General features: G+C 39.3%; 20 protein-coding genes and 1 pseudogene. 19 read left to right on the forward strand and 2 right to left on the reverse strand.

Annotation, left to right across the window (positions count from 1 at the left end; all coding sequences use genetic code 11):
• Nucleotides 1-2: 2 nt before the first annotated feature.
• The 14 genes from MTF64_RS04805 (at nucleotide 3) to MTF64_RS04870 (ending at nucleotide 14,600) form a co-directional block, all read left to right on the forward strand.
• The gene (locus MTF64_RS04805) at nucleotides 3-953 is read left to right on the forward strand and encodes a hypothetical protein (RefSeq protein ID WP_248450771.1); all 951 of its coding nucleotides are present in this window, start codon (nucleotides 3-5) and stop codon (nucleotides 951-953) included.
• Complete coding sequence (locus MTF64_RS04810; RefSeq protein ID WP_248450772.1) at nucleotides 953-1,273, forward strand: hypothetical protein; 321 nt, start codon at nucleotides 953-955, stop codon at nucleotides 1,271-1,273. Before MTF64_RS04805 ends, MTF64_RS04810 begins: the two co-directional genes overlap by 1 nt.
• Nucleotides 1,273-3,012 (forward strand): hypothetical protein, encoded by a 1,740-nt coding sequence (locus tag MTF64_RS04815; protein WP_248450773.1) that lies wholly within the window; start codon nucleotides 1,273-1,275, stop codon nucleotides 3,010-3,012. The genes MTF64_RS04810 and MTF64_RS04815 overlap by 1 nt, the downstream gene beginning before the upstream one ends.
• Complete coding sequence (locus MTF64_RS04820; RefSeq protein WP_024604955.1) at nucleotides 3,005-3,229, forward strand: hypothetical protein; 225 nt, start codon at nucleotides 3,005-3,007, stop codon at nucleotides 3,227-3,229. The genes MTF64_RS04815 and MTF64_RS04820 overlap by 8 nt, the downstream gene beginning before the upstream one ends.
• Before the next feature lie 988 nt (nucleotides 3,230-4,217).
• Nucleotides 4,218-4,472, forward strand: coding sequence for a hypothetical protein (locus tag MTF64_RS04825; RefSeq protein WP_248450774.1), 255 nt, complete (start codon nucleotides 4,218-4,220; stop codon nucleotides 4,470-4,472).
• A 105-nt stretch (nucleotides 4,473-4,577) separates the two neighbouring features.
• Complete coding sequence (locus MTF64_RS04830) at nucleotides 4,578-5,447, forward strand: phage protease (protein ID WP_248450775.1); 870 nt, start codon at nucleotides 4,578-4,580, stop codon at nucleotides 5,445-5,447.
• Nucleotides 5,444-6,337 carry a Mu-like prophage major head subunit gpT family protein gene (locus tag MTF64_RS04835; RefSeq protein ID WP_248450776.1) on the forward strand — a complete coding sequence of 298 codons (894 nt, stop codon included), beginning with the start codon at nucleotides 5,444-5,446 and terminating at the stop codon, nucleotides 6,335-6,337. Before MTF64_RS04830 ends, MTF64_RS04835 begins: the two co-directional genes overlap by 4 nt.
• Nucleotides 6,338-6,354: 17 nt before the next feature.
• Nucleotides 6,355-6,768 carry a Mor transcription activator family protein gene (locus MTF64_RS04840; protein WP_248450777.1) on the forward strand — a complete coding sequence of 138 codons (414 nt, stop codon included), beginning with the start codon at nucleotides 6,355-6,357 and terminating at the stop codon, nucleotides 6,766-6,768.
• 73 nt (nucleotides 6,769-6,841) lie between these two features.
• Nucleotides 6,842-7,471, forward strand: a complete 630-nt coding sequence (locus tag MTF64_RS04845) for a KilA-N domain-containing protein (protein ID WP_248450778.1) — start codon at nucleotides 6,842-6,844, stop codon at nucleotides 7,469-7,471.
• An 846-nt stretch (nucleotides 7,472-8,317) separates the two neighbouring features.
• Nucleotides 8,318-9,688, forward strand: coding sequence for an MATE family efflux transporter (locus MTF64_RS04850; RefSeq protein WP_248450779.1), 1,371 nt, complete (start codon nucleotides 8,318-8,320; stop codon nucleotides 9,686-9,688).
• Nucleotides 9,689-9,692: 4 nt separating this feature from the next.
• Entirely contained in the window at nucleotides 9,693-11,687 is a 1,995-nt protein-coding gene (uvrB, locus tag MTF64_RS04855; protein ID WP_054983410.1) for an excinuclease ABC subunit UvrB, read from the forward strand.
• Nucleotides 11,688-12,641 carry a class I SAM-dependent methyltransferase gene (locus tag MTF64_RS04860; protein WP_024034195.1) on the forward strand — a complete coding sequence of 318 codons (954 nt, stop codon included), beginning with the start codon at nucleotides 11,688-11,690 and terminating at the stop codon, nucleotides 12,639-12,641.
• Nucleotides 12,642-12,789: 148 nt separating this feature from the next.
• The gene (locus tag MTF64_RS04865; RefSeq protein ID WP_248450780.1) at nucleotides 12,790-13,461 is read left to right on the forward strand and encodes a tRNA (adenine(22)-N(1))-methyltransferase TrmK; all 672 of its coding nucleotides are present in this window, start codon (nucleotides 12,790-12,792) and stop codon (nucleotides 13,459-13,461) included.
• 101 nt (nucleotides 13,462-13,562) lie between these two features.
• Nucleotides 13,563-14,600 (forward strand): hypothetical protein, encoded by a 1,038-nt coding sequence (locus MTF64_RS04870; protein WP_248450781.1) that lies wholly within the window; start codon nucleotides 13,563-13,565, stop codon nucleotides 14,598-14,600.
• On the opposite strand, the gene MTF64_RS04875 is transcribed toward MTF64_RS04870, so the two are convergent.
• Nucleotides 14,597-14,839 (reverse strand): hypothetical protein, encoded by a 243-nt coding sequence (locus MTF64_RS04875; RefSeq protein WP_024034198.1) that lies wholly within the window; start codon nucleotides 14,837-14,839, stop codon nucleotides 14,597-14,599. The genes MTF64_RS04870 and MTF64_RS04875 overlap by 4 nt on opposite strands.
• A 344-nt stretch (nucleotides 14,840-15,183) precedes the next feature.
• On the opposite strand from MTF64_RS04875, the gene MTF64_RS04880 reads away from it, so the two are divergent.
• On the forward strand, nucleotides 15,184-15,633 hold the full coding sequence (locus tag MTF64_RS04880) for an isoprenylcysteine carboxylmethyltransferase family protein (protein ID WP_248450782.1): 450 nt from the start codon (nucleotides 15,184-15,186) through the stop codon (nucleotides 15,631-15,633).
• A 100-nt stretch (nucleotides 15,634-15,733) separates the two neighbouring features.
• Here the strand turns inward: MTF64_RS04880 and queC are convergent, their stop codons facing one another.
• Nucleotides 15,734-16,390, reverse strand: coding sequence for a 7-cyano-7-deazaguanine synthase QueC (gene queC / locus MTF64_RS04885; protein ID WP_004589469.1), 657 nt, complete (start codon nucleotides 16,388-16,390; stop codon nucleotides 15,734-15,736).
• Nucleotides 16,391-16,535: 145 nt separating this feature from the next.
• Here queC and queE point away from each other — a divergent pair, with 145 nt between their 5' ends.
• The 4 genes and pseudogenes from queE (at nucleotide 16,536) to MTF64_RS04905 (ending at nucleotide 20,495) form a co-directional block, all read left to right on the forward strand.
• Complete coding sequence (gene queE, locus MTF64_RS04890) at nucleotides 16,536-17,201, forward strand: 7-carboxy-7-deazaguanine synthase QueE (RefSeq protein ID WP_024034200.1); 666 nt, start codon at nucleotides 16,536-16,538, stop codon at nucleotides 17,199-17,201.
• A gap of 869 nt (nucleotides 17,202-18,070) precedes the next feature.
• Nucleotides 18,071-19,648, forward strand: a complete 1,578-nt coding sequence (locus tag MTF64_RS04895; RefSeq protein ID WP_248450783.1) for a DUF4041 domain-containing protein — start codon at nucleotides 18,071-18,073, stop codon at nucleotides 19,646-19,648.
• A 190-nt stretch (nucleotides 19,649-19,838) separates the two neighbouring features.
• Nucleotides 19,839-19,919, forward strand: a pseudogene (locus MTF64_RS19900) (twin-arginine translocation signal domain-containing protein); the annotation flags it as partial.
• Nucleotides 19,920-19,997: 78 nt separating this feature from the next.
• On the forward strand, nucleotides 19,998-20,495 hold the full coding sequence (locus tag MTF64_RS04905; protein WP_029774549.1) for a lactoylglutathione lyase family protein: 498 nt from the start codon (nucleotides 19,998-20,000) through the stop codon (nucleotides 20,493-20,495).
• Nucleotides 20,496-20,698: the final 203 nt, after the last annotated feature.

The following is a 20,698-nucleotide window of genomic DNA, read 5'->3' on the forward strand; positions in this document are numbered from 1 at the left end:
TAATGGCTTTACCAGTAACAATGTATCGATGGGATGACCCAGGCGCGCCGCAAATTGCAGAGGGCAGGCCAAGTGAATACATGAACGTACTAAAAAAGTGCTTAGCTGAGGGGTATGGTACTAAAAATCCATTAGGCTGGTCTGTCGAAACAGAAATAGCCGATCCCCCCGTGCTTGCATTAAAAAATAACACTGATGTAGGTAGCGGCGGCGTTTCTTTTTTTCGTGCTGATGATAATGAAAGTCGTTCTTTAATTATTACAGAAGGTTGTAATGACTATGTGGACAAAGACAACCGTGGCAGGAAAAGCTCGTATTTTGCTTTTGATTCTTATAGTAATAGTTCAGCCTCGACGTTAAAAAATTGGTTTCTAATTGGCACCGGCAAGGCGTTCTATTTTTACGTATCAAATGATTATTACCAAGATAAAAACTACACCTCTACGTATGACGTAATTTGTTTTTTTCAAGGTGACTTTGAATCACTATACCCTAATGACCCCGCAACATTTATGTCGATGTCGGGTGTATTAAATACTGTTACATTTAACTGGACTTCATCGCTAACTTATAGGCTCGCTGAAGGTTACCCTACAGAAATTACGCAAATACATCCGCTGGATGGCTCTGACTTACCAAGTCCGGCATCCCTAACAAATTTGGGTAGAAGTTCATATGTAGCCGGTAGAATAACGGGTGTACCAAACATTACAGTGCTTTCTCCTTATTATTTATCTATGGGTGATGGCAACCTTTCCGATGCTAAAGACTATCAAACCTTAGAAATGCCTTTTGGTAGAGGCCTGATGCCGGGCCTATATTTAGCAAACGATGCAGGCTATAGAGATGACCCAAAGCCAGTTATAAAGCAGTTTGATAATACAGATTATTTGTTATTACCAAGTGTAAATAGTCACACTGGTTGTACTTGGATAAATTTAAAGGAGTGGTAATGCATTACCCTAAAAACATTCATTTACCGCCACCAATTACACCCGTTTCACTTTTAAGTATTGATGTTGATTCTGTAGCCGAAAGGCTGCAAATATTCAATCGTAAAACGGGTGAATTATTATCACACCGCAAGCTTTCAGCTAATAACGTACATATCTTTTTATCGATAAACTATTCATCAGAAAACCATTTAATGTGTGTACTGCTTGATGATAATGCAGAGTTTAATGCTGCAATTGTCGATAATGTAAAGCCAACACCGGTAGATTTAATCAGTTTAGATATAGATAACCCGATACCTTACGAGCCGAACCCATAATGATTGAACTAAGATTCACTGTAGCGCATAAAGTTAATTTATCACCGTTGACTATGCGCTTCGGTGATGATGGCGGCGGTGGGAGCGAACCAACAGAACCGGAATTAATAGAAGTCGGGGCCGACCTTTCTTTTACATGGTTAAAACCGTTAATTACTGAGCAAATTAAACCAATATTATGGACGTCAATTAACGTTTCAAAAACAGCCCAAATTGCTTATAGCTCGCCGAGTAGTATTGAGTTAAAAGCAGCATTAGCTTGGCAAAGTGGTTACTACGAGCACAAAGAGACTGATGTTGGTTGGTCTATTGGTAACGGGATATTAAACAGCATTGAAATGCCCTTTAAGAATAAAACGTTGATCGAAAACAGAGAGCACGAATTGCCGTGGTTAAACAATTTAGATATTGAGCACAACACGCTTTTAATACCGTGGAAGACAGACCCTATTAATGAAGGTTCATGGCAGTTTGATTGGCGAGTAAACCCTGAATTAAAACAAAAAGATTTTGTTATTTACTACGGCCAAACAGATAAAGAATACATTTGTTATTGGAGAAATCATCCATTTAAAGGCTATGTAAAGCTCGACTTTAACGCCCCATACCAAGCCCGAACAGGCTCTATAAAAATGCGTTTCAATGCACCTGATAAAGTGTGTTATTGGGGCCTGCCAGGCGGTTTGGTTCGTGGTGACGATGACATACCAACAATAGACAGAAAAATACCTATTGAACCCCAGATTAGGAAAACATATATCATGCAGCCAACCATTAATTGCGTACGTCTTTCAGACGACGTAAAGATACTAATTAGTAGCATAAATTACTCGGTATCTCGCAGCCAGTTTAGTGCTTCATGTAGCCTTAAGTTTTGTTCTCGTATCGACTTTGAGCGTGCCCTGGGCCAAGAGCTAAAAATCTCAGTAAATGGCTACGATTTTTATGTGATTTGTGAGCAGCCTAGCACTGCTAATCGTTTTGCAAATTCAAGCTATAGTGCAAGCTGTCGCGGTCGTTTTGCGCTCTTATCGGCCCCATATGCTCGCGCTACAAACTACGCCAATCCAACGGCTAAAACGTTAGCGGGGATTATGTCAGATATTTTAGTAAATACAGGCTGGTCACTCGATAATAAAATGATAGATTACCCAATCCCAACAGGGGCATTCACTTATACTGATTTAACCCCCGCTGCCGCACTTTTAAGTGTGGCTAAGTCGGTAGGGGCAATGTTGGACATAGACAACGCTAACAAAACGGTCTCTGTTATACCTGCTTGGCCTGTTATGCCTTGGGATACTGAAAACGCTATTTGTGATGTAATACTCAACGACTCAATAATACTCGAACATAATACAAGCCAAACGATTAACCAAGCGCATAACGCGGTATTTGTTCGCGGTGAGCAGCAAGGCGTGGCGTGTAAAATCAAACGTGCGGGGACATTAGGTGATCAGTTTGCAAGTGACGTAGTGGACTCATTAATAACAGACAACCAAGCAGCAAGGCAGCGCGGCTCATATGAACTTGCCAACAGTGGCAATAAACAGCAAAGCACTATACGCACAAAGTTACTAAACGACTTACCACCAATTAGACCAGGCATGTTGGTAGGCGTTACATATGGCAGCTCTACTTACAAAGCAACGTGCGATAACATGGATATAAGCGCAAGTATTAGCGACTCAGGGGCAATCACAGTAAGCCAAACTATAAAGGTGATCAGCAATGTCTAATACACTCAACCGCCTAGGCTCAGTCCTGGACAAAACGCAACGTACTATAGTGACAGTGGTTTCAGTAAACTCTAACGGCACCACGTTAGTACAATACAGCGACAGCAGTCAAAGCATTGTGTTAGGTGCTAACGTTGAATCAGGCGCAGCATACGTTGAAAATGGCCGTATTGTTGGGGCAGCACCAACGTTGCCGTATACAGAAATAGAAGTTTAAAAATATATATTCTTTAAAAAGGGGTTTAACTGCTGTTTAAGGTTCAGTAAATGTGCCAGCAGATTAGTGACAACTGCCTATTAGCTATATACTTTCACCTTAATTATTATCATTCTAACCCGCGCGGCTAAAATGATAATTTATTGTTTATCACTTAAACCCGTGTTGTTTATCATTTTTCGTCGGCGGCTACAGTAAGCATTGTGTAACTAACGGATATAAATGATAAACAGGGAATAGGTAAGAAAACATGGGAAAAGGTGGGAAAGATAAGGGCTGTAGACGATTTCATTAAAAATTAAGTGCGAAAAGAAAGCGCGATCAAAATGAGTAAAATTAAGTGCGAAAAAATGATAAACGCGGCTTAATATGAGTAAATAATAAAACTGAATACATCTTGCCATAAATACATCCGTAGGCCTACAGGGTGCATGTACACAGCCTTTTAATATAATTAAAGCACTTTAAAAAGCTTTGTTTTTTAAAGTGCGATCATTCGCACTTTAAAGCGCGAAGTGCGATCAAAAAAATAAAGTGTAACAATTTAATATTAATCGCTTTTAAATCAATTGTTTAAATTTAATTTATCTGTTTTTATTTATAATTAGATGCATACATAATTATGTATGCAAAATAATTGTTTTCGCACTTAATTTCGCGCTTTAATAGGTTCGCTACAAGCGCTTAAACTCCCCATAAATACAAATTTGTATGCTTAATTATGTATTTATTTATTGACAAGTATTAGAGCTTACCACCATACTACAGATCTCTCAAAATCAAAAAGCGGTTTCCGCACCCGTTACATAAGCGGTTTTTTTATGCCTGAAATTTGGCATAGATCTAATTAAATTATGACGGGATGACAGCTGAAAATACAATACCCTTGTGGGAATATTGGCGGCGGTATCTTTTTGAACCGAGAGTGAGTCCCGTCACTCCTCATGTAATGGTGGCACCTCTTAAAAATCAAAAAGGAACTACCATTATGTCAAAGTCAACAACATTACCATTTGAAATAAAATCTTTTGATCCAATTCAGGATGTAATTCAAAATTCGTTAGGGTCATACTCAACTACGCCTGATTTAATGCAGTTAAATCAAGATGTAACAAAGCTATCAATGGCTTTATCTGAGAAGTTACCCGAGTTTTCAAGTGAAGAAGTATACACACTAATGCTAGCTATAAACTTAGTCAGAGATGTTACTTTTGCTAAGGCTATCTCCCTCTCAAGCCACTAAAAATAAACCCCGCGAGGTTTCGTGCTTTCTGGAAACCTCGCGTATTACATACATTCCTTCTAATCAGTAATATCACATTAAAATACAAACAAGTGATATTTTATTGTGAATCAAATACAACTTTCCTCAGAGATTAAACTATCTCAAAATACATTGCCTTTATGGGTTCAATTACTCCCAATTGGGCCAGAAATAAGCACCGCTGATGGTCGCGAGTTCACATTAAGTGAACCCGAATTAGTTATACAAAACTCTATGCGTGAAAACGTTGAAATGAGCGTAGATTATGAGCACAGCATTAGAGATGAAAACCAGCACATAAAGCCTGCTGCTGGTTGGGTTAAGGCGTTAGAGCTACGTGACGATGGTATCTGGGGTAAGGTCGAATGGACAAAGCCAGCTACGCAATTAATTGAAAATAAAGAGTATCGTTACCTTTCTCCTTTGCTTAGCCTTTCAAGTGACACTGCTGGTAATAAAGTTATTACTAAAATTGTAAACGTTGGCCTCACTAATACCCCCGCGCTCGAAATGGCTGCATTTTGTAGCACTAAAACAGAAAAACTAAAGGTAGACCCCTCTACTTTTGCACATGAAATTGCAAGTTTAATGTCTTTAGATACAAGCAATCCGAATGAAATATTAGCCGCTTTACGACAAAAAAATGAAGCAAGCGAGTTAGCTAGCTGTTCGCTGGATGTTGAAGAAGTAATTGGTAAATACGTATTTCCTCGCTCTTGTGAACCTGAGTTTCTCTCAATGAGAAAAGTGTTGGGTAAACAATGCTTTGAATCAATCGTAAGCAAACTTAGCTTAAATGGTTTTGGCTTTGTTCATTTAAACTCGCACCAAACAAAATCCCTTCCCAAGCTACAACATACAAATAACTTAGGCCTATCAAATGGCGAGCTTGAAGCTTGTAAATTGGTAGGTGTAGAGCCTGAACTTTATAAAAAAATTAAGGAACAAAAATGATTACTGGTACAAACTTAAAAGAAGCATCTACAGCCTTTGCATCACGATTCGATAAAGGGCTTTCACACAATGAAGAGCCATTTTATATGAAGGTGGCAACGGTTGTTCCGTCAAAGTCATCATCAACAGGCTACGGCTTTTTAGGTCAAATTCCCGCAATTCAAGAGTGGGTAGGTGACCGTCAATTAGCAAAGCTTAATGAATATGAATACGAAATTAAGAACAAGCTATTTGAAACATCAATAGCAGTTAAACGTACTGATTTTGAAGATAATGACTACGGCAAATACGGTATCTTATTTGAAGACTTAGGGCGTGAAGCGTCAGAGTTCCCAGATGATCATGTCTTTGCATTATTAAAAGATGGACACACCAGATTGTGTTTAGATGGTCAGAATTTCTTTGATACTGATCATACAATTGGAGAGCAAGTAAACGTCTCTAACTACGATTATCCAACTGACCCTGCTCAAGTGTTTGAAGCGTGGTATTTACTTGATACAACAAGAGTTTTAAAACCTTTTTTATGGCAAGAACGCATTAAACCCGCAATACAAAATACAGTTGATGATTCTGATTCACATGTGTTTTTAAAAGATGAATATTTATATGGTATTCGTGCTCGTGGTAATGCTGGTTATGGTTTTTGGCAACTGGCCTCTAAATCAAATGAAGCATTAAACCCTGAAAATTTCAATAAAGTTTACCAAAGAATGCTAGGACTGAAAGGTGATTCAGGGCGCACTTTAAGAATTAAACCTAATGTATTGGTTGTGCCTCCATCATTACGCCAGCTCGCCCATGATGTGGTAAAAAAAGAACGCTTAGCAAATGGTGAAAGTAACATTAACTTTGACTCTGTTGAAATTCTTGTTTGTCCTTACCTTTAATTTAAATTAGGTGTGTAATGCAAAATTCACAAAGAATCGACATTAAACAATCAGCTACTAATTTAGGTGAATTACCTGAACAGCATCGCGCAGCTTGTATGAGTAAGTGGCCTGCAAACTTACTAGCGTTTCATTGTGTTATTGATGAGGCATTGAAGGGCTTTAATTTGAATGAACAGGCTAGTGTAGTCAATGCTGTATTGCTTAGTTTAAGCCACTATATGGGCGGCAGAGACTATTATTTACCGCAGCCAACACGGTTAACTATTCCTTTGCGTAACATAGCTATCTGGAAAAATTTCGATGGATCTAATGCAAGTTCTTTGGCGTTAGAACACGGACTTTCAATGCGTAGAGTGCAGGAAATTGTTAGCGAACAGCGAGAAGTACACAAAAACCTACGTAAGCAAGGAATAAACATTAACTGTTAATTTGCTTTACCCCTAGCTATAGTTTAATGACCATGCACATAACCGTGTGCATAACTCTGGCTAGGGGGCTTTCATGGCTAATCATATCACTATCGCTGGTTCTAATATTCCTATGGATGGGAATAGCTACATAAGCTTAAATGCTTTGTATGGTCTAAGCGGTGCAGCTAAGCATAAAGCACCCAATAGATGGCTAGAGCAAGAAACAGCTAGAGCTTTAGTTAAACAGCTATTTAATGACCTTAATTCTAGCAACAAGGGTCAAGATTATGACCCTAACAATAACCATGATGTCATAGTTCAATACAAGACTGGCACGGACAGAGGTACTTATGGACATCAGCTAATCGCTATTAGCTACGCTGGTTGGATAAGCCCAAGCTTTCAACTTGAAGTTAATCAGGCATTTTTAAATACAAAAATATTGCTTAGCGCGGAACGTGAAAAAATTAGTGTAGATAAAGGTTCATACATGAGCCTGATCCATGAAAATTTAGCCTATGAAAAAATTATTAACGAATACAAAGAAAGGCTTATAAGTTCTTTAACACACAATAATCAACTGCTTAGCTCTTTGATGGGAAACGATAATAAACAGTCAGAGTTTAATTTAGACACTGTAAAGTTAATAATATCGCTGAATAGTAAAGGGTTAAGTGACGAAGAAATTTATAAAATAATTTTCGAAAAGTCCCTTAATTAACAGCTTGGCTGTGTTTATTATACGTGGCTTTGTAAATTTGGAGCTGTACGAGATTTTAAGCCCTTTGTTTATTTATCCTTAATGTTGCATGTAATTTAGAGGTTATTAGCTCTTAGGATGATTTTAGGTTGTTTAAATGCAATTTAAGAGATGTTTATTTAGTTTGGGAAGTTAGAAGAAAGCGCCATTGAAATTGGCGCTTTTTTTTATTTATTTTTACTCATTTTAACCCGCGCGGGTCAAAATGATAAAACCTGTTTTACTCACCTTAACCCGTGCTAATTATCATTTTAGGTCGGCGGCTACAGCTACACATTGATAAGTTTTTAACTTTAACTTTGAGCAAAGGTTGGACCTGAGCTGAATTTTAGCCTGCGCGCAAGCCTTTATAAATGCGGGCTCAGCTGAGTTATCCACGGTTTCTGTGGATAACTCTGTTTATGAAACTTTAAGAACACTGTCCCGACCAGAGTTTTAGGGCGCTACAACGATTTCAAGCTTTTAAAACGATTTTTTTATTACTATAAAAAACATAGGGTTATAAATGCATGCTGAATTACCATGCAACGATGAGTAAATTAATTCGTTACGATAAAGATTAATACCGCGCTGTGTAAAAATTCAGCGAATTTGCAGGGTTAAATGTTAAAAAAGTAATAAAAATGTTCACTTATTGTTTTATGGCGCTCTAAGGGCGTATTTGTGCACAAATGCTTAAAAATTCAACTTTAGCTATTTTTTTAATTGTTGCTTTATTATTAGTATGAAATCCATTGATAAATCCGTGGCTTGAATTGCTATGATGCTTTAAAATGGCTCGCTCAGTAAAAGAGGCTTATTTATTCCATGCGCGAAACTTCACATTCTCAATCACGCCCAGATTTACTTAACGATCCCATCTTGCCTACATTGAAAAAAATGACCATCCCGATGATATTTGGCATGGTCACGCTAATGATGTTCAATATAGTTGATACATTTTTTATCAGTATGTTGGGCACAGAGCCCCTTGCGGCGGTAAGCTTTACGTTTCCGGTAACCTTTACGGTAATAAGCCTAGCTATAGGTTTAGGTATTGGCACATCAGCGGTGATAGCGAAAGCCTTAGGCAGTAATAAAATAGAAGAGGCGCGTTTTGATGCCAGTGTGTCGCTTATTGTGGCGCTACTATTAGTTATTTTACTTTCGTTTGTTGGATATTTACTAATCGACCCAATATTCACTTTATTAGGGGCCGGACAATTAGTGCTGCCACTTATTCATGAGTATATGAATATTTGGTTTATTGGCAGCGTATTTTTAATTACCCCCATGATAGGTAATTCGGTATTACGAGCCAGTGGCGATACTAAAACACCCAGCATAGTAATGGGTGGGGCAGGGCTTATTAACGCCATACTCGATCCTATTTTGATATTTGGCTGGGGCCCAGTACCGGCATTAGGCATTCAAGGTGCCGCTATTGCCAGTGTTATTGCCTGGGGCGTAGCGGTTGTTATTATTTTATATGTGCTGGGCGTTAAAAAGCGGCTATTAAGTTTAAAAGCAGGTAATCAAACTGCGGCAAGTGCAATTAAAAAAGTACTTAAAATAGGTTTACCCGCAGCGGGGGCTAACATGCTTACCCCAGTAGCAATGGCTGTGATGACCGCACTCGTTGCCAATCATGGACCCGAAGCGGTTGCCGCTTTTGGTGTGGGCAGCCGTATTGAATCAATTGCCAGTATCTTAGTGCTGGCCTTATCGATGACATTGCCTCCTTTTGTTAGCCAAAACTTTGGGGCGGGTAAATTAGGCCGCGTAAAAGAGGCGTACATTGGTACGCTTAAATTTGTGATGATATGGCAATTTGCTATTTATATTTTACTCATTGCGCTGTCAGGGGTAATAAGCCAATTATTTGGTAAAGAACAAGCTGTAATCGATGTTATTAAGCTCTTTATATACACCATACCGCTAAGTTATGGTTTTCAAGGGGTGATCATTTTATCAAATTCATCGTTTAATGCTTTACACAAACCTATGAATGCATTGTTTTTAAGTATTATTCGTTTGTTTGTTTTTTACCTGCCTTTTGCTTATGTAGGCAGTATGCTAGGTGGCTTGATTGGTTTATTTATTGGCGCTGCAATCGGTAATGTATTCACAGGGTTAGTCGCGTACAAATGGTTTGTAAAAGAGCTAGATGCAATATGCAGTAACACGGTAACGGAGTAAATGAATGAGTGATCACTTTGAGCTAAAGTCACAATTTAAACCCGCGGGCGATCAACCCACAGCGATTAAACAGCTTGAAGAAGGCTTAGAAGCCGGGCTTGCGCATCAAACCTTACTCGGTGCCACAGGTACAGGTAAAACATTTACCATGGCCAATATTATTAGCGATTTAAATCGCCCAACAATAATAATGGCGCATAATAAAACACTAGCCGCGCAGTTGTATGGAGAAATGAAAGAGTTTTTTCCTAATAATGCAGTTGAGTATTTTGTATCTTACTACGATTACTACCAGCCAGAAGCCTACGTGGTTGCCAGCGATACGTTTATAGAAAAAGACGCCTCTATTAATGAGCACATAGAGCAAATGCGTTTAAGTGCTACTAAGGCACTGCTTGAGCGACGCGATACCATAATAGTGGCCTCTGTGTCGGCTATTTATGGTTTGGGCGACCCCGACTCATACATGAAAATGATGCTGCTTTTAAAAGTAGGCGAACAGGTCGACCAACGCGATATGCTGCGCCGTTTAGCTGAGCTGCAATATACCCGTAACGACATTGACTTTAGCCGTGGTACTTACCGTGTACGCGGCGAAGTTGTTGATATATTTCCTGCCGAGTCAGACACCTATGCAGTACGCGTAGAAATGTTTGATGACGAAATAGAGCGCCTTAGTATTTTTGATCCCCTTACTGGTGCGGTAGAAAAACACATAGTTCGCGCCACTATTTACCCTAAAACGCACTATGTAACGCCACGCGAAAAAATTCTTGATGCCATAGAAAAAATAAAAGCTGAGCTTAAAGAGCGCAGAGCACAATTATTAAGTGCCAATAAATTAGTAGAAGAGCAGCGCATAGCGCAGCGTACCCAATACGACATAGAAATGATGACCGAGCTTGGTTATTGCTCGGGCATAGAAAACTACAGCCGTTATTTGTCGGGGCGTACACCGGGCGATCCACCACCCACATTACTCGATTATCTTCCTGATGATGCATTGATGATCATCGATGAATCGCACGTAACCGTATCGCAAATAGGTGCCATGTATAAAGGCGATAGAAGCCGTAAAGAAAACCTAGTTGAATATGGCTTTAGAATGCCATCGGCGATGGATAACCGCCCATTGCGCTTTGAAGAATTTGAAGCCATAGCACCGCAAACGATTTATGTATCGGCAACGCCGGGTGATTTTGAGTTAGAGCGCAGCGCAGGCGAAGTAGCAGAGCAAGTTATACGTCCAACAGGCCTGTTAGACCCAGAAATAGAAATACGCCCTGTAGGCACCCAAGTAGATGATTTACTCTCAGAAATTTATAAATGTGTAGAAAAAGGTGAGCGAGTACTGGTAACAACGCTTACCAAGCGCATGTCTGAGGATTTAACCGATTACTTAAGCGAGCACAATGTAAAAGTACGTTACCTACACTCAGACATAGACACAGTAGAACGCGTTGAAATAATTCGTGATTTACGCGCCGGTGTGTTTGATGTGTTAGTGGGTATTAACTTATTACGAGAAGGCCTAGATATGCCAGAAGTGGCGCTAGTTGCCATTTTAGATGCCGATAAAGAAGGCTTTTTACGCTCAGCACGTTCGCTTATTCAAACCATTGGCCGTGCTGCTCGCCACCTCGACGGGCGCGCCATTTTATATGCCGATAAAGTCACTAAATCGATGGAAAAAGCGATTAGCGAAACCCAGCGCCGCCGCGAAATACAACACGCCTTTAATATAGAGCACGGCATTGAGCCGCAAGCCTTGGTTAAAAAGATCACCGATATTATGGATGTGGGCGAAGAAGCCGCACCACAAGATAATCTTAAACTGGTACGTAAAGAGTCTAAAAAAATACTCAGTGCGAAAGAAATTGCCACACAAATTAAACAGCTTGAAAGCAAAATGCATGCTTATGCCAGCGATCTTGAATTTGAAAAAGCCGCGTCTGTACGCGACGAAATACACGAACTACAACAACAGTTGATTAACTAAATGACACCCGATTTTTCGCCCCTAATAAGCGCGCTTGAAGATGCGCCATTACTACAAAACGAACTATGCCGCGTATTTCATGGTCGCGGCCATAGCGTGGCATCGCTAAGCCATATTAATTTAGACTTTTATCCGCCAAGCTTGTTTTTAATTTCGTACGAAGAAATTGACGAAGCAACGTTAAATACACTGACCAGTACCCTTTGGGCGTGGGCGCAGCAGCATCACCCTGAATTAATATCTGCATTGGTGTATCAACAGCGCGCGGGTGTACAAAGCAGTAATCGTTTAGTGCATGGTAATCTTCCCTCGCCACATGTGGTAAAAGAAAACGGCATTGGTTTTTTAGTGGATTTAACAAGCCGCCAAAACACCGGAATATTCCCCGATATGCGAAGTGGACGTGAGTTTGTCTCTGCCAATAGTAAACATGCAAAAGTACTTAATTTGTTTTCATACACGTGTGGTTTTTCGCTTGCGGCAATGCAAGGCGGGGCTGATCATGTTATGAACATGGATATGAGCAAAGGCGTACTTAAAGTAGGTAAGCAAAACCATCAACTTAATGGTTTTGAGCGCGGAGTGAGTTTTTTACCGCACGATATTTTAAAGTCGTTTGGTAAATTAAAAAAAGCAGCGCCGTTTGATTTAATTATTGTAGACCCGCCAAGCTTTCAAAAGGGCAGCTTTATTCTAACTAAAGATTACCAAAAGGTGCTGCGCAGATTGCCCGAACTACTGTGCGATACCACACAGCTTTTATTATGCGCTAATAGCCCAGAGCTTAGCGAAGATGCGTTTAAAGCTTTAATAAACGAGCACACCCAAGGAGCAATAGAATTTGTTGAGCGCCTTGCACCAACGGCCCGTTTTGTAGAAGTAGACAGCAATAAAAGCTTAAAAGCGTTAGTGTATAAAACGGCGCATACCGCAACTTATACCAATTCGCAATAATACTTAATCATTTTAAGGGGCTAAACGTGTCGCTATCTGTGTTAAAAAACTCTCATTTAGAACAACTAAATAGCGAATTTTTTGCCTAGCTATCAACACGTTTTTCCAGCCTCAAAATAGATCACTTAATTAAGCTAATTGGTATTAAATGAAACTGAGTAAGCGTTTAAACGCAATTAATGCGTTAATTACTAACCCCGTTGATGTTATTTGGGATTGCTGCTGCGATCATGGTTACTTAGGCATTGCACTATTAAAGCGCCGCGCTGCAAAACAGGTTAATTTTGTCGATGTGGTAGATAAAATAATGGCCGAGCTGAGCGAGCACCTTACAAATATTAGCCAAACACTGCCAAGTGATGTGCAATATAAAGTACATTGCCAAGATGTCAGAGAAATAAAGCTCGTTCCAAATGCGTTAAATACTGTGGTTATTGCAGGTGTTGGCGGCGAGCTGTTACTAAAACTTGTTACTGGCATTATTAAAAACAATTGCGCTGCATCAGTAGCAAGCACCCGCTTTATAGTTTGCCCTATACACCATACTTATCATTTGCGCAGTGGTTTAGCCAAATTAGGCTTAGGCCTTGAAAGCGAGCAATTAATCACTGAAAACAACCGCTATTATGAGCTTATAGAGGTAAGTCAACGTAGCACAGCGTTGCTCACATCTACCGGTAACAGCATGTGGGATTTAAATAATGCATCGCACAAGCAATACCTTAAACAGTTACTCACTCATTATAATAAAATGCTTAATAAAGATGAGCTTTATTATCAAAAAGTTATAACAGATTATAAAAAGCTCAGCGACGCTTAAAAATGGCTTATTTAGCGCTAATAGTGTGATCTAATGCAAGGCGCAAAAACGTAACATCAACATAGATTATATCGCCTTGCGCGAGTTTATTTGGTTTATGTATGTCAGATAAAAAAAGTCGCATTGAGCCGCTGCTCAGTGCAGAGCAAAAATGGCAAAACAGCTACGAGCAGCCAATTTCGTATGCTCCATTAGTGCAACTTGCTAATAACAGCTGGATAGTTCCACAGCACTTTTTACGCTATAAACACACCTTACAAAGCGTTAATCAAGTGCTTCAAAATATAAGTTTTTCAGCGCACTTTAGAGTGCTTGCTGCACAAAAAGATGAGCAACTTTATTTACAAGTTGCCGTACTAAGCCCCGATAATTACAAAACCAGTAGTTATGCGGGTGAGGGCACAGCAAAAAAATTACTGTTTGGCAGGCGCTGGATAGTAGAGGAAAACTTACCAACCTCCGAGCTTATTCAAACAGCGTTTTTAGCGCTTAAAATAGCGCGAGAGCACGAGGTAAGAGAGCTGTTTCAACTTACTCACAGCAATAATACCACCAGCACGCCATTTAATAATCATCATGATTTACCGGTTATGGCACAAAATGCAGAGCTTGTTATTGCACACGCGGCGCAGAGCAATGAGCAACATTGTACTATTGAGCAGTTATTAAAACGGGTAGTATTTGCAGGTGATAAGGTATCGCTAAGTGCTTTGCAGCAAATAAGCTCGCAGCAGTGGTTATACACCTTAAAATTACACTGCAATACTTGCCAGCTTACAGAATTTAATAATAAAACCTTTTCATTTTTAACCAGTGATAGCAGCGCAAATAGCTTTTTACATGGCCTTATTAATGCCCTGGTTGATATTAGTAATGAGTATGTAAGTGAGCAATTTAAATACCAGGGGTTTGCCCGATTTAGTAAACATAATTGCGTTGAAAAAATAGGTGCACTTAGTGTGGCAATGCGCTCGCCAAAAGTGTTGGGGCTGTGCTCACTTGGCAAGCAACATGCTAATAAGCTTAATTTTGAAATTGATAGTTCGCGTGCGCCACAAGGTTGCGGCCAAGCTATAGATGGGTTTTTAGCTGCCCACGGTATAGAGCAGCCAGAAAATGCACATTTGTATCGTTTTTAAAGGCGGTTAATTTCTTCTTTTGTGGTGTAGCTTGAGTCTGTCACTATGGCCTCAAGCGTTTGCACGCGCTCTTTTAAAGCAACCACTTGGGCACTTACCTCGGCCAGTTGTTTATTTGCATCTTGGTTGCTATCTTGCATTTTGTGTTTAAATTCAAGGTGCTTTTTGTACATATCGTAAATAACCCCAGAGCCAACCGATATAAGCACAATAAGTACTATCATTGTAGTGCCTGACATAACCACTTCCTTTTTATATTTTTAACAGTTGCATAAAGTATAACCATATTTAGCAGCGGTTAAACCTGACAATTGTAACTTTATTTGTCGATTGCAGCGTGGAGTTGTGTTCATCATTGATACACCTGCGTTATTGTTTAATAACTAATGGCGTAATCAATAAGTCTATTTGAGATTAAACCGTGTGACTTTAAAGCCAACATTTTTATTGTGTTGCTTTAATCAGCAGTTTTAACGCGCTCTATGCCAGCGTTAACCTTGTATTTAATTGTGTATTAATGCAAACGGGTATAGTGTTTACAGACTTATAGAACTTTATTTTATAATCAATACAGTGAGTTGCTATGTTAAATAATAAAATACCTCCGGTTATTGTCGTGCTCGTTTTTGCAGGCATTATGGCGTTAATAGCGCATTACAGTGTGATTGATTTTACAGCGTTTATTGCCTACCTAGCAGCAAGCTTAGTCATTATAGGGTGCGCATTTTGTATAGCCGGTGTGCTGAGCTTTAAACTTGCACGTACCACAGTTAATCCAAATAAGCCCGAGCAAGCATCAAAGTTGGTAACCAGTGGCGTATATAAAATTTCACGTAACCCTATGTATGTGGGCTTTGCGTTTATTTTAGCTGGCTGGGGTATTTGGCTTAGTTCGCTGTGGGCACTTTTATGTGTTGCTGGGTTTATTGCTTATTTAACGTTTTTTCAAATAATTCCTGAGGAGCGGGCGCTTAGCAAATTATTTGGCCAAGAATTTATAGAGTATAAAAACAAAGTAAAACGCTGGTTGTAATTTACAAGAAAATACAAAAAAGGCTATCGAGATGATAGCCTTTTTGCGTTCAGCGCTAATAAATTAACCGTGCTTTCACTGAAAACCCCGTAACTAGCGGTTATTCGTACTCGATTGGATCAGTGACGTTATTAAGCGAAAATGCCTCTAAACGTTCTTGGCAGGCGCCACATTTACCACAGGCTTTTTCGCGTCCGTTATAACAAGTCCATGTTTGGCTGTAGTCTAAGCCCATTTTTATGCCATCGGTTAAAATATCAATTTTGGTGTTATTTAAGTACGGGCTAAAAATTTCTACAGCGTCGTAGTTAGCAATACGACATACATCATCCATTTTTTGCACAAACTCAGGACGGCAATCAGGGTAAATAGCATGATCGCCCGAATGCGCGCCATAATATACTTTGCTTGCTTTTAAAGACACAGCGTAACCAACCGCCAGCGAAAGCAAAATCATGTTACGATTAGGCACTATGGTGCTTTTCATGCTTTCTTCTTCGTAATGACCTTCTGGTACATCAATATCATCAGTTAGTGATGAGCCACCAATAAGCTGGTTAATAGCTGATATATCTACAATTTTATGTGGAACATTAAGTTTTTCACACACGTTTGCAGCCACTTCAAGCTCTTTAACATGACGCTGACCATAGTCAAATGAAAGGGCATAAACATCATGGCCTTGTTGTAAGGCTTTATTTAATACGGTAAACGAATCCATACCGCCGGAATAAATAACAACTACTTTTTGCGTCATATCTGGATTGCTCTTTAGTTTTAATAGAGGTTTATATCAGGGCGCGATATACTACACGGCCGCAGCTTAAATAACAATTTTTGGGCAGCGCTTTTTCGTCTTTTATAGTAGCAATTTTGCAGCTAGGCAGTAAGTGAGATCTCTTTTGTACAAAATTAATGAAGTGTTTGAAACCATCCAAGGTGAAGCAAGTTTTACCGGCACACCCTCAATATTTTTGCGTTTGCAAGGCTGCCCAGTGGGCTGCGCATGGTGTGATACTAAACAAACTTGGGAAGTCGATAACGTGTACAAAGTATCGCTTGATGAAACGGTAGAAAAAAAAGCCGATTCAGATCATTGGGCCGATGCCAGCGCCGAGCAAGTACTTGAGCTGTTTAAATCGCGTGGCTATACAGCAAAGCATGTTGTAATTACCGGCGGCGAGCCGTGTATGTACGATTTAAACCCAGTGTGTCAGCTATTGCACGATAACGGCTTTACAACACAAATAGAAACCAGCGGCACCTTTGAAATACTCGCCCCTGAGCAAACCTGGGTTACCGTATCGCCTAAAATAAACATGCGCGGCGGCTACGAAGTACTTACCAGCGCCATGAAGCGCGCCAACGAGATAAAGCACCCAGTAGCGATGCAAAAGCACGTAGAAGAGCTTGAAGCGCTATTTGCCAAAACAGGTGTTAACCCTAAACTTGTTTACTTACAGCCAATCAGCCAAAAAGTATCAGCCACCAAATTAGCCATAGACACCTGTATTGCCAAAAACTGGCGCTTATCAGTGCAGGTACATAAGTATTTAGGGATTAGCTAAAGCGCAAGAGCAGCTGTAAGTGCTTAGCTGTAAGCGATAAGCTGCTCGGTGTTAAGTTATATTACGTAGATACAAGGTTGGGTTGAGTGAAACGAAACCCAACACCATAACCCCATTACTCACTCTTTATATAAACCACCACACCAGCTTATTTAAACGCGTAGGTCGGATAAGCGAAGCGCCATCCGACGCAGTAACTTATTTAAGTTTCGGCGAATATAAATGGCTAATTAATTTATGATGTATGAAGTCAAGATTTGACCCCTCAGGTTCTGACCCCTCAGGTTCTCTAGTAGGTTGGGTTGAGTGAAACGAAACCCAACACCACAACTTCATTGCTCACTCTTTATATAAACCACCACACCAGCTTATTTAAACGCGTAGGTCGGATAAGCAAAGCGCCATCCGAAAAGGCTAATTAATTTCTTCCCCGCAGTGATAGCATTTATTTTTTGGCAGGCGATAGCTAGTAGCTGATAGCATTACCTGGTTTTTCTTACAATTTGGGCAAAAGTAATTAATAACATTCATAATCAGCGCGATTGCAAAAATAAAACTGCCAATATAAAACGGGTTTGTATAAAACTGGCTACTCGCTGGTGAAAACATAAAGCCAATAACACATATAATCAATGCGACTAAATACACTCTAAACTTGATTGCCTTACTCAAAATTAAATTCTCCTTTTTTATCTTTTTATCAAATAGATTGGTATTTAGCCACTTAATTTTAAACAGAGAACTCTTATAAAACTACCAGCCCCATTATTTTCAAATGCTTTTAAGAGTGGGTTTGTATTGCTATACATTTATCAAGTACAGCTAATCTGTGATACGGTCTGTAGTTAATTTAATAAAAGGATTTAGATATGGAACTTCTTAGTTCAATACTCGCATTTGTAGTTTTAATCATTTGTTTTAGCTGGTACAGCACGGTTAAAAACCTAAAGCAGCAATCTAAAAAAAATATAGATTCATTGAATGACAAGCTTGATGTGTCAAGAGCAGAAATTAAGAACACATCAATTAAAAATAAAGAGTTACTTGATAAATACAGCCCAATTATTCAAGTAGAAAACTATATTAAAGACCTTCTAGAAAAAGCTGAGTTGGAAGCAAAGACTATAAAACAAAATGCAATGGATTTAGCGAATGACATTGAACTAGAAGCTGTTACTACAAGAGAAACCCTGAAAGGGTATAAAGCCGAAGGGAACCAAAAGCTTAAAGAAGCAAAAGAAAAAGCTGAGAAAATTCGCCTTGAGGCTAATCAAGAGGCAGATCGAATTACATCATTTGCAGTTAAGCAAGCTAAAGAAATTGCTGGTGATGCTTACGAGGCTAAAGAAAAAGCAGATATCTATGAACAAGCAATTAAAGCTATGCGAAATACTATCGATGGCTATAAAGACGACTACATAATACCAAATCACTCAGTTTTAGATGATTTAGCTGATGAATTTAGCCATAAAGAGGCTGGAGTCGAGTTAAAATTAATACGTCAAAACATCCGCCAAATGGTTAAAGATGGTTTTGCAGGCGATTGCGATTATGTCGAGCACCATAGAAAAACATACGCAATACATTTTGTAGTTGATGCTTTTAACGGCAAAGTAGATAGTGCATTATCCAAAGTAAAACACGACAATTTTGGGAAGATAAACCAAGAAATTTTAGATGCTTTTGCATTAGTAAATCACAATGGCGTACCGTTTCGTAGTGCGCGGATTAATGAAAAGTATTTAAATGCTCGTTTAACAGAGCTTAAGTGGGCAGTCGCGGTCAGTGAACTTAAAAGAATTGAACGAGAAGAACAAGCTGAAATTCGGGCACAGATACGTGAAGAGGAAAAAGCGCTACGAGATATCGAAAAAGCAAGAAAAGAAGCTGAGAAGGAAGAACGATTAATTCAAAAAGCGCTAAAAAAAGTCAGGGAAGAGCTTTTAGCTGCCAATGATGAACAAAAAGCTGACTATGAAGCCAAGTTGTTTGATTTAGAAAATCAATTAAAAGAAGCTGAGGATAAAGGACAAAGAGCTATTTCTATGGCACAACAAACTAGACGTGGTCATGTTTATGTCATCAGTAACATTGGTAGTTTTGGTGAAGAAGTATTTAAAATAGGTATGACTCGAAGGTTAGAACCAATGGACCGTGTTAAAGAGCTTGGAGATGCATCTGTCCCGTTTTCTTTTGATGTTCATGCAATGATATTTAGTGAGGACGCACCAACTTTGGAAAAAGAACTTCATCGTCGTTTCAACTTATGCTCAGTTAATAAGATTAACTCAAGAAAAGAGTTTTTTAAAACAACTATATCTGAAGTGAAACAAGCTGTAGAAGCGAGTGGTATTTTAGATGTTCATTGGACGCTGAAAGCAGAAGCTGCTGAATATCGAGAAAGCCTATCCATAGAGAAAAGCATGCGACAAAGCGCAATTGCATAATTAAAGCCAATAATTCATATAGTGTTGATTCAAATAACACTATATGAATTAAATACTCCTTCCAACCACCATCACAAAACGTAATCATTAATATCATATTTGATAATTTTTTGTCCTTACTACATTCATTTATCATGGCTAATTAATTCCTTTAATTACATTTAACGCCCTTGCCGTTAAGGAACATGCCATGAATAAAAAAGAGTTAAATCGTAGAGACTTTATGAAGTTATCGGCTGCTGGGTTGGGTGCTGCCGCGCTGCCTATGCTATTTACAAGTTTAAATGCTAATGCCAACCTGCAAGCAGCTGATAAAGGCGAGCAAGCAAATGGCTTAGCTGATTCGCCAATGCCTTATCCACGAACGTTTTCGCATATTGGTGTGTCAGTGCCAAACTTAGAGCAAGCTGTTAAATTTTATACTGAAGTGCTGGGCTGGTATTTAATTATGAAACCCACACAAATAACAGAAGATAAATCACCGATTGGTGAAATGTGTACTGATGTATTTGGTGCTGGGTGGGGCAGTTTTAAAATAGCCCATTTATCAACAGGGGATAGGGTGGGGGTTGAGCTATTTGAATTTAAAAATCAGCAAAACCCAAAAAATAATTTTGAGTATTGGAAAACGGGAATATTTCATTTATGCGTACAAGACCCTGATGTAGAAGGACTCGCTGATAAAATAGTGGCCGCGGGCGGTAAAAAGCGTATGAAAGCGCCGCGCTATTATTACCCAGGGGAAAAACCATACCGCATGATTTACATGGAAGACCCGTTTGGCAATATTTTAGAAATTTATAGCCACAGTTACGAGCTTATATATTCAAGTGGCGCTTATGGTTAATTAATTATGTAACGTGTCACTGTGCTTCACTGTACTTCATTGAATAAACGCTAATAAAAAAGCGTAGCCCTAGAGCAACGCTTTTGTATATTTTTTACAGCTTACAGCTTACAGCTTATAGCTTATAGCTTACAGCTTACAGCTTACAGCTTACAGCTTACAGCTTACAGCTTACAGCTTACAGCTTACAGCTTACAGCTTAC

The organism is Pseudoalteromonas sp. 2CM41L, from assembly GCF_023161905.1.
Classification (GTDB): Bacteria; Pseudomonadota; Gammaproteobacteria; order Enterobacterales; family Alteromonadaceae; genus Pseudoalteromonas; species Pseudoalteromonas atlantica.

Excerpts from the sequence above, each read along its gene's own strand:
- uvrB (WP_054983410.1), top strand. The coding sequence starts at position 9,693 with ATGAGTGATCACTTTGAGCTAAAGTCACAATTTAAACCCGCGGGCGAT.
- MTF64_RS04820 (WP_024604955.1), top strand. The coding sequence starts at position 3,005 with ATGTCTAATACACTCAACCGCCTAGGCTCAGTCCTGGACAAAACGCAA.
- MTF64_RS04865 (WP_248450780.1), top strand. The coding sequence starts at position 12,790 with ATGAAACTGAGTAAGCGTTTAAACGCAATTAATGCGTTAATTACTAAC.
- MTF64_RS04875 (WP_024034198.1), bottom strand. The coding sequence starts at position 14,839 with ATGTCAGGCACTACAATGATAGTACTTATTGTGCTTATATCGGTTGGC.
- MTF64_RS04880 (WP_248450782.1), top strand. The coding sequence starts at position 15,184 with ATGTTAAATAATAAAATACCTCCGGTTATTGTCGTGCTCGTTTTTGCA.
- MTF64_RS04835 (WP_248450776.1), top strand. The coding sequence starts at position 5,444 with ATGATTACTGGTACAAACTTAAAAGAAGCATCTACAGCCTTTGCATCA.
- MTF64_RS04825 (WP_248450774.1), top strand. The coding sequence starts at position 4,218 with ATGTCAAAGTCAACAACATTACCATTTGAAATAAAATCTTTTGATCCA.
- MTF64_RS04860 (WP_024034195.1), top strand. The coding sequence starts at position 11,688 with ATGACACCCGATTTTTCGCCCCTAATAAGCGCGCTTGAAGATGCGCCA.
- MTF64_RS04895 (WP_248450783.1), top strand. The coding sequence starts at position 18,071 with ATGGAACTTCTTAGTTCAATACTCGCATTTGTAGTTTTAATCATTTGT.
- MTF64_RS04805 (WP_248450771.1), top strand. The coding sequence starts at position 3 with ATGGCTTTACCAGTAACAATGTATCGATGGGATGACCCAGGCGCGCCG.
- MTF64_RS04845 (WP_248450778.1), top strand. The coding sequence starts at position 6,842 with ATGGCTAATCATATCACTATCGCTGGTTCTAATATTCCTATGGATGGG.
- MTF64_RS04840 (WP_248450777.1), top strand. The coding sequence starts at position 6,355 with ATGCAAAATTCACAAAGAATCGACATTAAACAATCAGCTACTAATTTA.
- MTF64_RS04870 (WP_248450781.1), top strand. The coding sequence starts at position 13,563 with ATGTCAGATAAAAAAAGTCGCATTGAGCCGCTGCTCAGTGCAGAGCAA.
- MTF64_RS04905 (WP_029774549.1), top strand. The coding sequence starts at position 19,998 with ATGCCTTATCCACGAACGTTTTCGCATATTGGTGTGTCAGTGCCAAAC.
- MTF64_RS04810 (WP_248450772.1), top strand. The coding sequence starts at position 953 with ATGCATTACCCTAAAAACATTCATTTACCGCCACCAATTACACCCGTT.
- MTF64_RS04815 (WP_248450773.1), top strand. The coding sequence starts at position 1,273 with ATGATTGAACTAAGATTCACTGTAGCGCATAAAGTTAATTTATCACCG.
- queC (WP_004589469.1), bottom strand. The coding sequence starts at position 16,390 with ATGACGCAAAAAGTAGTTGTTATTTATTCCGGCGGTATGGATTCGTTT.
- MTF64_RS04850 (WP_248450779.1), top strand. The coding sequence starts at position 8,318 with ATGCGCGAAACTTCACATTCTCAATCACGCCCAGATTTACTTAACGAT.